The sequence below is a fragment of the Trichlorobacter lovleyi genome (assembly GCF_015239775.1).
GTDB classification, from domain to species: domain Bacteria; phylum Desulfobacterota; class Desulfuromonadia; order Geobacterales; family Pseudopelobacteraceae; genus Trichlorobacter; species Trichlorobacter lovleyi_B.
Window position 1 is genome coordinate 135,708 of the sequence record NZ_CP058410.1, and the last position, 13,402, is coordinate 149,109.

Genomic DNA, 13,402 nt, shown 5'->3' on the forward strand with positions numbered 1-13,402 from the left:
GGATGATGTGTCCCCGCCGGGTGAAAGAAAAGAATGGTTGTTTAGGCAACAACAGGATCGAGTTTGTCTGCATCGACCCAAAAGTCTTTGGAGCCATCGGTAAATTGAAGATGAGCTCGCATGCCGAATTTTGTTTTACCCGTCCAAAGAAGGGTATACCGACGCCCCTTGTAGGAGCAGATGACTGTTACGCCCATTAAGCAGCACCTTCTTTCGTGCTGATGACCCGCACACACTCCTCAATAATTTTCTCGGATTTGTACGTTGGGCCAGTTACCCAGCTTTTCATCAGCGCGTGGTTCTGCTTATGTCCTTTGGTAAGGATGTACCCATGTACCACCAGGTCCTTGTATGAGGCGTACCGGTGGAAGAACATGTAAAGGACCATGTCTTCATCAAGGCCATGGTCTTTGACATACTGGATTACATGTTGGGGTGGGGCGTACTTGTTTTCAGACCACCGCTTGAGGTCAGCATTCTGCAGGTCTCCTTCTTTCCAGTCGAAGCCGTTGCAGTCAACGTTTTTGTAAGCACGGATGTAGGTGCTGATCTGGATGTTGCTCAGTACGTTACCGGTGCCGACATAGTCTCTTTTGGCGATCTCATCAAAGTGTTTGTGTCCGGTGGTTTGAATTTCAGGCATGGTATCCTCCTTGGAATTAAAGGCACTCCCCCCTCTGGGAGTGCTTGATGAAGACGTACTCCCAATTCAACAGGGTGGGTGCCTCACAAGGAGGCGCTATCGTTTTGTGTTTAGGTGGTCATGTCCCAAGGGAGGTATCCCTCGAACCATCTCACAAGTTTATCTTCAGCCGGATACCGGGCCACTCGGAAGAGGTCCTTGAGGTATATCCCCGGCACGAAGCCAGCAAGCAAGGTCAACAGGAAGATGTCAACCAGGATGTCCTGGAGCTGACGGTCTTCCATGTGGATCCCTGCTATACGGGTGATTACGATTGCTCCGATGGCGGTGAATGCCCAGGTATCAAGAATGATACCTTTCCATGTAAGCCAAAGAAGCAGACATATTCCTGCAGCAGTAAAGGGTGCGGCCAAGGTGGTTGCTGCAAGACCAACAAGGGCGCGTTTGATTTCGTACTTGACGTTCATAGTCAGTACCTCCGTGAGTTTGGATTGGCGACCTTCGAAGAGGTGCCTTAAAGAGTTATATAGGGAAGGCAACAAAAAAGACGAGGTTCACCCGGAGGTGGCGCATCGTCTTTGAGTTTGTGGCCAGGATGAAAAGAAACCCGCACAGACGCGAAGGTCACATGCGGGCAGGGGAACAATATGAGGATGCAAGGTAAAGAGAATAATTACCCTGATCATGTTGATACTGAAGCAGCTGCTGCCTTGATAGGGACGGCGGAGCTGTTCAGCTTGAAGAGGTGTGAGCCGAGGTAACCACACAAATACAACTCTGATGGCGAGTCAGAGAGGGTGCCAAAGAGGCGCGGAGAGAAATTAGTGACATTTTACTCCCCCAACTGCGTTTGTCAATAAGAATACGAGATTTTTCTTAGGATTTTTCTTTTTGGGTTGTTAGTGCCTCGACTTAGCTTTGACGCTTGACTCCAGTGAGTTATGTTTCAAAAGGATATACTGAAGCACGCCAGAAAGAGGACGATCGAGTTTTCCGCTTTCAATGTCGTTGACAAGCTTAACGATATCTTTGTTGGCTGATGATACAAGCTTGTCGAACAGGTCGTCTAACCCTGACGATATTGAACTGTTCAGGGATAATGAAAACCCAGAAGAGAAGCTGGAGAGATTACAGCAAGAGCAGCTTTTAGCAGAAGGTATTGCAACGGCCACTGTTAAAAATGATGGGGCTAAATCGCTCGTGATGCTTCCATCTGAAGTCATTGATGGAGATGTGCTTAAATTGACACCTGCAGCCGCTGACGTCATAAAACAAAACCTGCTCTCTGCGAAAGCACCAGACGACAGTCACGACATCTGCTTGCTGCTGCCGGTTGCCATGAACAAGGCCAGCAAGGGTAAAACAGAAGTAAGCGCATGCGTCGCTTACAAAATTGAGCCTACATTGCGGTCAACACTAAACTGTGCCAGCACAGAAGGATATTTTGAGGTCCCCCTTGACGTTAACGATCCAGACAAAACACAGGTTATGCTTCCTGTATGCCTTAGACTTTTGGACTTAGAGGAAACAGTCATAGAAAAATGCAGGACACAAGAAGGCCTCCGCAACTTCACCGCATCCCTGACAGGATCAGACAGTGCGGTAACTTTTCACCAGGTAGCGGAATCACTGATAGGTTTGGCCGTCAAAAAACAGAAGAAAACAAACTGCATCGAGCCCCGCTATGTTGTTCTTGCGAGACTCGATCTCGGGAAATATGAGGCAAACTTGGCAAAAGACTTAGAAGGCATTCTTAAGTCAGGCGGAGAAATAGCCAGCAATACACCTGCGCACAAATACCTCTTCGCAGACAAAGACCCTCATGCCGTGCCTATGGTTGACCCTGCGTCGATCTGGCTCGGGCAGGGGGCCCCTTACTCGTACGGTTATGGCCAGGCACAGGTCCTGCAACAGATACAAAACGATTCTGAGCCGCTTGTGGCAGTGCAAGGCCCCCCAGGAACAGGGAAAACAGCCCTTATCCTTGGCGCTATTGCTGACCAGGTATGCCGCCGCGCGTATGCTTTGGCTACTGGCCAACCCGATTATGACAATTTAATGCTTGTGACATCAGACACCAATGCTGCCGTTGACAATGTAATCGATGGGCTTAAACACGCTGTTGGAGAAAGCGCTGAGTGGTTCTGGCTCAATGGTGGCAACAAGGAAAAGACCGATAAGGAGTTATCGGAAAGGATGTTTGCATTCGAGGAATGGTTGAAAAACACTCCCTTCGACAGCAAAGCTTATGAACACGCGTCTGAAAAACTTCGGACGCTCGCTGACAAGGTTCTCACGCCGCACAAGTTATCATCGGCAAACAAGCACCAGTTATGCATTTGGCTACATTGGACATGACAGATGGGTGTCGTAACACTTGGTATCACTTAAGTGGACTTGGAGACCGAGGCAAATTATCTCTTTCAGAAATTGCAGAGGCTGAAGGCGTGTCAATGAGCACTGTTAGGACCCGCATAAGTAGAACTCATGACCATTTAGTGGGTGATCTCCGCTATTTTTTAGATTGCGGATCTGTGCCCGAACGCCCAAGCCGTAGGCGACGTAAAGAAGTGCTTGTGGCTCATGATGAAAACCTTGCCTTCGATTTTGGGTATCAGCGTTGTGCCAGTCTGTAGCAATCAGGGAGGTATGGCACGATGCCTAAGCAAATAAAATGCACACAAGGGGATTTGAACACTCCAGGAGAGTTTGGAATACCAGATCCGGTTTATAAACTTCTTGTTGCGATGAACTTGATTTCCAAAAAACCAAGTGATGCTGATATGAAGATCATTTCGGTTGTTAGCCATTTATGGAATGGAGATGGAAGCCTCGAGTTTTTGCGATTAAAACTCTTGTCTATGAGGAAAGACAAACGTACTGATGCTGTAGAACTCTGTGACTTGACGCATGTTGAGCGATATGTCTTTTCAACTTACAGGGAAGCCTATGAGGGCGGGTTTAAAATAAACAAGGCTATTCTGGCAGGAAGAGTTAATTCGCATTTCCATGGGGCAAGACTCTCTGATGATGCACTAAAATCTTTACAGAGACGGGCTCGACAGAGCAGTAGAAGGCATAAAAATAATATAGGTGATAACGAGTAGTGTGGAAAAGTAACAAGTCAAGGGCGCGTGTGCGCCAATCCCCTACAAGCGGGGAATCTGCCGACAGGGTAGTAGATGAATATGAAGCCTTGTTGCTTAGGGCCTACCGTGCCGGATATTCAGTTGTTTTTCTACAGCGTTATTTAGCATCTGCAAGTCCATACTTTATCCTGAATGTGCTTATAGCACGTGGTGAGATACCGGGATACACCAGGGTGAATAAAGCTGTTTATAAGGTCTTGCCAAGAAAAATATCCGTTGCTTTCCAGACTATGAACTTCAATTTCGTGAATTGGTGCGATGGATGGAAAATCTCTGACTTCAGGGAGGCGGCTCGCTTGCTGAGCGAAGAGAAGGACCCGCAAAACCATTTGTCTCTCAAGGTTCACTCGGCTCTTCAAAATGACTATCCTGACCTGTACGAACGAGTTTACTTTCCTGGTGATGCCGACACAACAAGGACCTACTCAAAAACTAAATCGCGGGACGAGGCGTTTGCCAACTGTACCATTCACATTAGCTACAACAAGAGCGATCGGTGTTTTACAGCAGTCATTGACGAAATACCAGATTGTCAGGTGAGGGCGACAACGTGTGATAAGGCTTTTGCGGCGCTCAAACAACGCTATGCGATTATCCAGCAAACTCTTAAACTCAGTCTGTTGGCAGTAAATTGATCCTTCCTTTAAATTTGGCAGATGAAAATAGCTAGGCCTCTACATTCGCAAAATCTATATCTGCCTTCGTCCCATCGCAACAGCACCTTCCTTGATTGAAAGCTTTTCATCGTACTGAAATCGTTTTTATACAGTTAGAATACTCTCGGCGGGTATCCAGATTTCATGATTGATCATGATTGATGAAGTGTAAAAATAAGCACCATTGGTAAAGTGTATTTAAGTTCCAAGGTCACAAGTATTTTCAATAGGTTATCATGTTTAAGGCTGTATTTACTTTTGCGCGTCTTTGACTGGCCATAAAAACATAGATTGCACGCAAAATATGCTCGCCTGAGGGGCTTTTGTAAAACGGGAGGGGTTTGGGCTAGGGATTAAAAACACTTGCCTCAAAAACAGGTACTCATTTCTGATTGTCAATCACGAAATCTGGGTACCCGAATACTCTAAGCCATCTGGGGCGCTCCTCGCGTAGCTAGTGGCTATCATATTTAGGCTGACGTTGACTCATTTTTGGTTAGCGTTTCGATTTGACTAAATTTGTCTCCTGTCTCTCCAGCATACCGACCAGGGAAAATGATTTTCATACCGGCTATAATAAACGGCTTGACCAGAGAAAACTTCTCTTCTTTGGACAACACAATGCCCTCTTTCTCTAATTCAGCGACAGCTTCGTAACCTTTGCCCGTGATCCTGCCAGCCAACTCTATTTCGGGTGGTATCCGAGGATCTGACCCGTTTGCACGCCGATCCTTCCAAACACAATACTCATAATATTCCTTGTGTTCACCAGTCAATATCTCACCAGATGCTGTTCGTGCAGAAAGTTTATCAAATATCTTTCTTTCTTCTTTGCTTAATGGTTCCATTAGGCCAAGGCCCCCCTTTAGAGACTGTACTTGTCGTTAAGCCATCGCAGCAGCACCTTCTTGTCACACTCTGGCAGCGGGTTGATCAGCCCATCTTTAACAGCGTACGTGATAACAGTCCCGGCACCTCTAGCCCCCCCATCGGCTCTACCAACTGCGGGCAAAAGTACAGTTGGCGAACACCTTCAGGGTTTCTGAACCTCCACATAGTTGGAACTTGGGGCTACTCGGCAGGCTTGGTGTAGTCGTTAGTAGTTATGCTGCGCAAACCAATGGTTACAGAAATGCCGTATCTCTTTCTCTGGGCTGTTTTCTGCTAATCCCGGAAGAGTCGAGTAGCCTCGTTATGGTTGATGATCTTTGGCGGCATTTATTTGTCCGACCTGCTCGGTAATATTTGCTTTAGCAAATGCCAGCATCTCGCTGTAGTCACTGCCTGGCGCACACCAGAACAAGGACGCGACCTCTATAATAGCGCATTGCTGCACGTATGACATTGCTTTGATCTTGTAGGCTAACTCTTTCCCATCAATTTCCCATTTTTCGCTAAGCCCATCCACTTCTGCGGCGCCCTCTATGCTTGCCCATAAAAATCTAGCCGGGTCGTGCTGACGTGAGTCCGTATGCTTTGGCAGGGCGTTAGCTACATCGCATATAGCCAGCCATTCGTTTTTCTTGAGTTGGGGACACTCCCTCTCGAGCACAGAATAATAGCGGATAAGTGCGCTTGAAATGATGGCGCTGGCATTCCATGACTCATGCTTGAATTGCTCAAGTGTTTCCAGGGCTTGCTCGCTTAAATATATGCATCTTGATTTTTTTATGCCTTTGCTTTTTCCCATCTGGCCTCCCTTATTTTTATGACGTCCCATCTGGATTTAAATTGTCTTTTATATCAGGCTTATATCATATGTGTATTGCAATTGCATTATTCTTTATGCAATAGGCTATTTATTAATTTTAACAAAAGACCAATCGAATAGGGTGCTTACAGCAAAAACCCACATATACTATGCAGTCAATTTGGTCTGTGTAATATACGACTGATGTAACTGTAATATACAAAAAAGATTTAATCTGGCCACATTTAGAAATAACATCGTAAATACAGTCAGTTATCATAAAAACCCCCGCCGTTTCGATGGGGGTTTAAAATTTTCTGGGAATGGGATGCCACAGGGGGCGGACATATAGATAGTAGAGAGGCTTATTTGAAAAACAGGAGATCAATTTATGACTCAGCCAAAAGTATTGGTGTGTGACTTTGGGTTTTCAGCAATGAAATGGCAATTTGATGGATGCCGGGGCCGTTTCCGTTCGGCATTGCGCAGAAGCCACGACGGCATTCAAGTTGGTGACGAGGTACTGGTTAAAACCGGTGCAAGCTATGTCAAGACGCTAGATGAGTTGATTTCATACTATCCGATCTTTGTCCGCGAGGCGGCCAAGATTTCAGGGGTGGATGCCTATGAAGGCGAAGTGAGTCTTGCTGTTGGTCTGCCGTATAGCTTTTTTAAGTTTGAGGAGGAAAACAGTGCTGGCATGGCGAACGCCCACCAGGCACTGCGTCAGTCCCTTGATGATCTTGGAAGGTTTAGCGACATCATGGTGATACCGCAGGGGCTAGGAGGGATTAAAGCTTTTGAATACAGTTGCAATGCAGATGGCGGTGTTGCTGGAAACATCCTCGGGATTGATATCGGCTTCAACACCTGCATCTACAATCTCTATGATACCGAACAGAGAAAGATCGTCTCGGGTGACACATTGATGAAGCGTGGTGTGCATGACTTGTCAATGAACTACCTGCTGCCGCTAATTGCCCATCATTCTTCCAGCCGATCATTTACCCCAATTGAGTTGTCGCAGCTGATTGAGTCAAAAGAGATACAGAGAGGGTTTGAACTTATCGACATTAGGCCAGAGATTGAAAGTGCGGCGACTTCATATGTAGAGGCGCTGATGTCGGATATCACGAACGACCTGATTGCGCACGTAGGCGTCAACGCCAGATTCAAAAATGTGGTCATTTTTGGCGGTGGAGCCAATTTGCTTCCGGCAGACGGGGGGATTAAAAACGGCAAAGGGATCAACATATTCATTCCTCAAGAGCCAGAGTTTTCCAACGCTATTGGTTTTGACCTTGTGATTAGCAAGGCGCTGGAATCCAAGTATTCAGCATGAAAGACAGTCGAGTAAAGGCAACATTTCATTTGGAGACCGTGCAGGCAGAAGCGATGAACACGCTTTCTTGGCACAAACGCGGTGTATTGGTCGGCATGGCGGTCAGACGTTTCTTGCGAACCCAGGAAGGGCGCAGAATGTTGTTTGGTGATACTGGCTCCGCGGCCGATTTGCCAGATGATGTTTTGACGCAAGCTGCAGTGACCAAGACGGCAAAGATTCAAAAACCGCGACTACCGTTGAACCCAAAGCCTGTTATTCAAAAAGACCGTTCTCCGCAAATGCAAGCCACTGGTCAGACGATAAAGAGGCCTTTGCTGCAGGCCGCTTCCAAAGCCCCTGATCGCCCGTCTGAGACATCAAAGGCAGATGTGAAACAGACGCCAGTAACCAATTCTGGCAGGCAGGCTGATTTCTGCGTGATTGGGTTAAATGATTTTTTTGCGTGATCTTTAAAAAACCTAAGTTTTAGTGCCACAGGGGGAGGACATATACATGTTGAGGGGAAAATTTTCAGAGGTGATCAGATGAGGTTCTATTCAAAAGGCATCACAGTGGGGTTGATTGCTGCTGCGTTAGTAGGTGGTGCGGTGACCCATGCGAAAGCAGCAACAGTAAATGACACTGGTGTCACTGAGCCACGGGCCCTCGTTTATAACTATTTTTATGGCCCGCAAGTGCGGTCTTTGCTTCGCGATAATCAACATGTCTTGTGCGATGCCTGCCCACGGTTCGCAAGTCTGTCGCCGTATGCCGAAGAGGCTAAAATCAAAGATGTAGCAAAAAACGATCCACCATTGATTCCGTTTGTGGCGCCAGTACCTTCAGATGTGGGGGATGGTTTGGCGCAAAAAGCGTCATCAGTACAGGCAGGGCAATCTGAAATTGAAGGTTATGTCGCTTACTTTGGTTTTGACAGGCATGTGCTGAGCCGAGGCGAGCGCAAGTCCGTTGAATCCTATCTTGATAATTTTAAGGCTGCCGGTGGGGATACGGTACGGGTTGAAGGCCATACTTGCGATATAGGACCTCGGGCCTACAACCAGAAACTTTCCGAGTTAAGGGCCAAGGCGGTGGCTAGGATAGCAACAGAAAAAGGGTTTGAGGTAAGTGGTGTTAGTGGTTTCGGTGAAACCCAACCCGTAAGCACGGTTAGGGCAAAAAATAGGATAGCTGTCATTTTTGTAAAGGAAGGGGTGCTTAAAGGGAGCGCAAAATGCGTTCATTTCCCAGTGTAGACCGGTCTGGGGTGCAGACCTCCATCATGTCGTAACGGGCTATTGATTTGAATGTGTCTGCAATCTCCTGCGCACAGCGCCGGTGTTCTTCAAGAAACAGAGCATAACCGGTCATCGTGCCTGCATCTGCAGGGCAGCGTGAGGCGCGATGATATGCTGTTGATTCGTACGGAGACCACACACCTATTTCCTCAACAGTGAACCCCTGTTGGCTCATATAATTGTGGTATGCCTCAATTTGCTGATCACTCATTTGGTGTACTGGTTTCAACTGTTTGAGATCTCCAACAACCAGAGCTTTACGAGCGCGCCAGATCGCCGGGAAAACCTTGTGAAGCGGAATCATGCCGGATTCATCAATTACACACAGGCGCAAGATACCTTGCTGAGGCCCCATCTGGCCAGCAGGCAAAAGATTCCTCACGGATAAACTCGTGGAAGCTAGAACAGGATAAGCCAAAGACAGTAAAGTTCTTTTTTCTTGGCTGTTAACTACTTCACTTCTGTCTCTCCCATCTCCCCTGAACTGCTCTAGCACTTGTATCATGCGCGAACTCCGCTTAAGGGCCTCAAGCCTCAAGAAGGCAACGGAAGCGTTAAACAGTTCATGCTGCGTATTGACAAGAGCACTATCGATTCTCAGTTTTTCCGAGAAGTCCACCCAGGCATCAAGTGATGATTGGGCTTGGTTAACCGCATCTGATTTCTCCGCTATCATTTTTTGGGCCTTATCCAGATCCACAAGTTTGTCGGCTATAAGTTTTTCTGATTCCCGGTTGGTTTTGTAGAGAGCTGATAGGCTTTCTATACGCTTTACGAGGGCTTCCAGCTCCATAGATGATGTGGGAGCTCTTTCACCAAAATTATGCAGCGTTGTGATTACCTTATCTCTAAAAGACCGGAACATAGTGGTCTCTTTTTCTGCCAATTCGAAAACAGCAGATCTGTCGTGCGAAGCTACTTCTGTTTTTTGCTTGATAATGCCGACTGCAGAGAGGAACTTCACCACCAAGCTTTCCTCTCTTACTAATGGCATAAGTTTTGTCGCACAAACTTCCTTATTCAGTGTTTCGTGAAGTAGTTCCATCTGCCTTTTTAGCAAACCAGCTTCATAAAGGACGTCCTCGGCCATTGCCATCTCAAATCCCTCAGGTGGTTTTGGGGCGGCAGAATAATCAAGTTCGAGCTTTTTAATGTAGTCTCCCATATCCTTTTCAAACTTGCACAGTCTTTCAATCTCTGACGTCATGTCAGTAATAGACTGCTGTAACTGGTGCTTGTTTGCCGATGATAACTTGTGCGGCGTGAGAACCTTGTCAGCGAGCGTCCGAAGTTTTTCAGACGCGTGTTCATAAGCTTTGCTGTCGAAGGGAGTGTTTTTCAACCATTCCTCGAATGCAAACATCCTTTCCGATAACTCCTTATCGGTCTTTTCCTTGTTGCCACCATTGAGCCAGAACCACTCAGCGCTTTCTCCAACAGCGTGTTTAAGCCCATCGATTACATTGTCAACGGCAGCATTGGTGTCTGATGTCACAAGCATTAAATTGTCATAATCGGGTTGGCCAGTAGCCAAAGCATACGCGCGGCGGCATACCTGGTCAGCAATAGCGCCAAGGATAAGGGCTGTTTTCCCTGTTCCTGGGGGGCCTTGCACTGCCACAAGCGGCTCAGAATCGTTTTGTATCTGTTGCAGGACCTGTGCCTGGCCATAACCGTACGAGTAAGGGGCCCCCTGCCCGAGCCAGATCGACGCAGGGTCAACCATAGGCACGGCATGAGGGTCTTTGTCTGCGAAGAGGTATTTGTGCGCAGGTGTATTGCTGGCTATTTCTCCGCCTGACTTAAGAATGCCTTCTAAGTCTTTTGCCAAGTTTGCCTCATATTTCCCGAGATCGAGTCTCGCAAGAACAACATAGCGGGGCTCGATGCAGTTTGTTTTCTTCTGTTTTTTGACGGCCAAACCTATCAGTGATTCCGCTACCTGGTGAAAAGTTACCGCACTGTCTGATCCTGTCAGGGATGCGGTGAAGTTGCGGAGGCCTTCTTGTGTCCTGCATTTTTCTATGACTGTTTCCTCTAAGTCCAAAAGTCTAAGGCATACAGGAAGCATAACCTGTGTTTTGTCTGGATCGTTAACGTCAAGGGGGACCTCAAAATATCCTTCTGTGCTGGCACAGTTTAGTGTTGACCGCAATGTAGGCTCAATTTTGTAAGCGACGCATGCGCTTACTTCTGTTTTACCCTTGCTGGCCTTGTTCATGGCAACCGGCAGCAGCAAGCAGATGTCGTGACTGTCGTCTGGTGCTTTCGCAGAGAGCAGGTTTTGTTTTATGACGTCAGCGGCTGCAGGTGTCAATTTAAGCACATCTCCATCAATGACTTCAGATGGAAGCATCACGAGCGATTTAGCCCCATCATTTTTAACAGTGGCCGTTGCAATAGCTGTGTCTTCCAGGTGCTTTGTCCACGCTTTGATTATTTTTGGTAGCTTGCTTTCCATAGCACGTCTTTCTGTATACTGTGATGGTTTATATATATCACATATCTGCGAAAAAAACAAGTGAATGATGATTTAACTAAAAAAGTCCGGATTTCATGCCACAGGGGGCGGACATATAGATAGTAAGGGAAAGTTTCAATTGCTGGAGGGGATTTATGCGGATTAGGATGATGCATGCAAGTGCGGTTTTTATGCTTTTGTTTTTAGGTACTTTTCCGTTTATAGCGTCGGCCGAGACTCCGCAGGACAGCGCAACAAATATTTATAACAAAAATATAAAGCCGCAGTATGGGGCAAACACGGCACTCAAGGCCAATGTCAGCGACCCTATGATCTCTGGGGGGTCGCTAAAAACAATCGATGGCAAAAAGAGCTTCACTGTAGACAGTTTCAAGGGTTCGGACAAGGCCACGCTTAAGGTGGTGGCTGTGCCAAACCCAGCCACAGGCGATGTGGCTTCGGTGACTATCCAGCAGGACCTCGACAACGACGGGACTCTCGACATATCAAACACTTTCCCCACTTTGGCTGAATCCGGAAAGATGATCTCAGGCGTTTGTTCTAACGGGTATATCGCATGTTCTCCCGGCACTTATAGCGGGTGCAAATATTCAATGTGGTCTGCAGATTCGAATGGTGCGGTAGGCGTAACCCCGGTAGCCACCTTGAGCGAACTTGCAAACTGCTATTGTTACAACAATTATTGTGCGCGGTTTAACAACACCACCATGCTTAATCTCGATTCAATTGTTGGTGATCTTGGTTCTGGCATACTTACAGCTTTTTTGTCTAAGCGCCCTGAGTATGCAATTTCAAGTGCAACTTCCGGTTTGGGTTCCATATCCTATTATGGCACTAAGCTTGATCGGCCCAATTATAACACAGCAAAAAACGTCCCCAAGCCAGTTGTCTACTCATCTGCTACACCTGACGTAGTGATGACTTATTCAGATAACCCTGGTGCTGTCGATTCAATAGGCCAGTCTGAAATAACATCCCAACAGACCCAGCCAAACTCGATGTTCAATATTATACAGGGCGTAGCCGCGAACCAGCCAGGATCCCAAACAAAAACATGCGAAGTGAAACGCAATGCCCAAATTACCTTGAAGGACAAGACTTTTGGCACTGATCAGCTGATTGATTCGACCGCAAGCGACCACTACGTGTGTTTGACCTACAACACACTTGGGGAAACCGGCCTCAATGTGCATCTGCAAACAAACAACTACAACGGAGGTTGCTGCACGCCAGGTTGTGGTGGATTAGAGCAAAGCAGAGATCTTGGGCAGCTTAAGTTTGTCCCAGACGGGCCAGACTATGCGAACGGGTTCACGCTTTCCAAAATTGACATGATTTACAAGCTTGTTGGTGATGGGTGTAGCAATGTTAACCAGTCCGTGAGCTGGATTCCTGGCATGACAACATTCCCCATGGTGGCACAAACTCAGTGTGCTGGTGCCGGTGTACAGCATTTTGTCATCACCACCTCTGCCGTGTTCACCTATACCGCTCAAACGTGGGATGAATCGATTACCGACGGGTGTGCTGCAATAGCGGCGGATTCAAATTGCAAAGTCAAGGACGAACAATGGGACGATCGTGAAGTGGTGTTCAACTATATGCCGACCGGATTTAACCTATCGCAAGTATGTAAGACTATTTCCGGACAGATCCGCGACACACAAATGTGCCGGGATTGGTGGCTAAAAAAGAGGACCTACACCTGCAAGACGGGCCAAGCACCTTACACTTTTGACGAGTCTCGCTTTAAGGAAGCCAGGACTACGGTAGCCCACAATGGTGACACAATGACCTATACCGACGGCGGGATAGGCAAAACCTATGTGATTGGAGTTGAGCCCGCTGAAATGCCGTGTGAAAAGGCGTGTAAAACTAAGATGGTTACAGCGGATACAACAGTGGCCCACTTCGATGTCAGTTCTGACGCAAGAACCGCTCCTGCTGCCGCGGGTGCTGGTTACCGCTATTTTTGGAAAAATTGTCTGATTGACAACGACGGTAAAGACTACTGCCCGGTTGATCCTGGTGAAACGGTTGTTGATGCATGCGTGTGTGCCAACACCAAAGATTTCGGCGAGGCAATGGCAGGACTGGGTGTCATCAACACACTGAAAAATGACAATATTTGTTCTTCAGTTCCCGCGTCCAACTACTAAT

At 47.2% G+C, this 13,402-nt stretch carries 12 protein-coding genes; 7 read left to right on the top strand and 5 right to left on the bottom strand.

Annotated features, from left to right (window positions below):
* Window positions 1-196 precede the first annotated feature (196 nt).
* On the bottom strand, window positions 197-643 hold the full coding sequence (locus FY034_RS18075) for a hypothetical protein (RefSeq protein ID WP_265555716.1): 447 nt from the start codon (window positions 641-643) through the stop codon (window positions 197-199).
* 110 nt (window positions 644-753) lie between these two features.
* Window positions 754-1,110, bottom strand: coding sequence for a hypothetical protein (locus tag FY034_RS18080; protein WP_265555718.1), 357 nt, complete (start codon window positions 1,108-1,110; stop codon window positions 754-756).
* 565 nt (window positions 1,111-1,675) lie between these two features.
* Between FY034_RS18080 and FY034_RS18085 the strand changes: the two genes are divergently transcribed.
* From FY034_RS18085 to FY034_RS18095, 3 genes are all read left to right on the top strand, one after another.
* Window positions 1,676-3,001, top strand: a complete 1,326-nt coding sequence (locus FY034_RS18085) for an AAA domain-containing protein (RefSeq protein ID WP_265555720.1) — start codon at window positions 1,676-1,678, stop codon at window positions 2,999-3,001.
* A 299-nt stretch (window positions 3,002-3,300) separates the two neighbouring features.
* Window positions 3,301-3,750 carry a hypothetical protein gene (locus FY034_RS18090; RefSeq protein ID WP_265555723.1) on the top strand — a complete coding sequence of 150 codons (450 nt, stop codon included), beginning with the start codon at window positions 3,301-3,303 and terminating at the stop codon, window positions 3,748-3,750.
* Window positions 3,750-4,427, top strand: a complete 678-nt coding sequence (locus FY034_RS18095; RefSeq protein WP_265555724.1) for a hypothetical protein — start codon at window positions 3,750-3,752, stop codon at window positions 4,425-4,427. The genes FY034_RS18090 and FY034_RS18095 overlap by 1 nt, the downstream gene beginning before the upstream one ends.
* Window positions 4,428-4,918: 491 nt before the next feature.
* Here the strand turns inward: FY034_RS18095 and FY034_RS18100 are convergent, their stop codons facing one another.
* Window positions 4,919-5,296, bottom strand: a complete 378-nt coding sequence (locus tag FY034_RS18100) for a hypothetical protein (protein WP_265555725.1) — start codon at window positions 5,294-5,296, stop codon at window positions 4,919-4,921.
* Between the two features lie 344 nt (window positions 5,297-5,640).
* Window positions 5,641-6,138 carry a hypothetical protein gene (locus tag FY034_RS18105; protein WP_265555727.1) on the bottom strand — a complete coding sequence of 166 codons (498 nt, stop codon included), beginning with the start codon at window positions 6,136-6,138 and terminating at the stop codon, window positions 5,641-5,643.
* Between the two features lie 391 nt (window positions 6,139-6,529).
* Here FY034_RS18105 and FY034_RS18110 point away from each other — a divergent pair, with 391 nt between their 5' ends.
* The 3 genes from FY034_RS18110 to FY034_RS18120 all read left to right on the top strand — a co-directional run bounded on the left by FY034_RS18110 (window position 6,530) and on the right by FY034_RS18120 (window position 8,718).
* Complete coding sequence (locus FY034_RS18110; RefSeq protein WP_265555729.1) at window positions 6,530-7,480, top strand: hypothetical protein; 951 nt, start codon at window positions 6,530-6,532, stop codon at window positions 7,478-7,480.
* A complete protein-coding gene (locus FY034_RS18115) occupies window positions 7,477-7,929 on the top strand; it encodes a hypothetical protein (protein WP_265555730.1) in 453 nt (150 codons plus the stop codon). Before FY034_RS18110 ends, FY034_RS18115 begins: the two co-directional genes overlap by 4 nt.
* A 78-nt stretch (window positions 7,930-8,007) precedes the next feature.
* A complete protein-coding gene (locus FY034_RS18120) occupies window positions 8,008-8,718 on the top strand; it encodes an OmpA family protein (protein WP_265555731.1) in 711 nt (236 codons plus the stop codon).
* Here the strand turns inward: FY034_RS18120 and FY034_RS18125 are convergent.
* Window positions 8,681-11,221 carry an AAA domain-containing protein gene (locus tag FY034_RS18125; RefSeq protein ID WP_265555732.1) on the bottom strand — a complete coding sequence of 847 codons (2,541 nt, stop codon included), beginning with the start codon at window positions 11,219-11,221 and terminating at the stop codon, window positions 8,681-8,683. The two genes, FY034_RS18120 and FY034_RS18125, sit on opposite strands and share 38 nt — an antisense overlap.
* 155 nt (window positions 11,222-11,376) lie before the next feature.
* Here FY034_RS18125 and FY034_RS18130 point away from each other — a divergent pair, with 155 nt between their 5' ends.
* A complete protein-coding gene (locus tag FY034_RS18130) occupies window positions 11,377-13,401 on the top strand; it encodes a hypothetical protein (RefSeq protein ID WP_265555315.1) in 2,025 nt (674 codons plus the stop codon).
* The last annotated feature ends 1 nt before the right edge of the window (window position 13,402 follow it).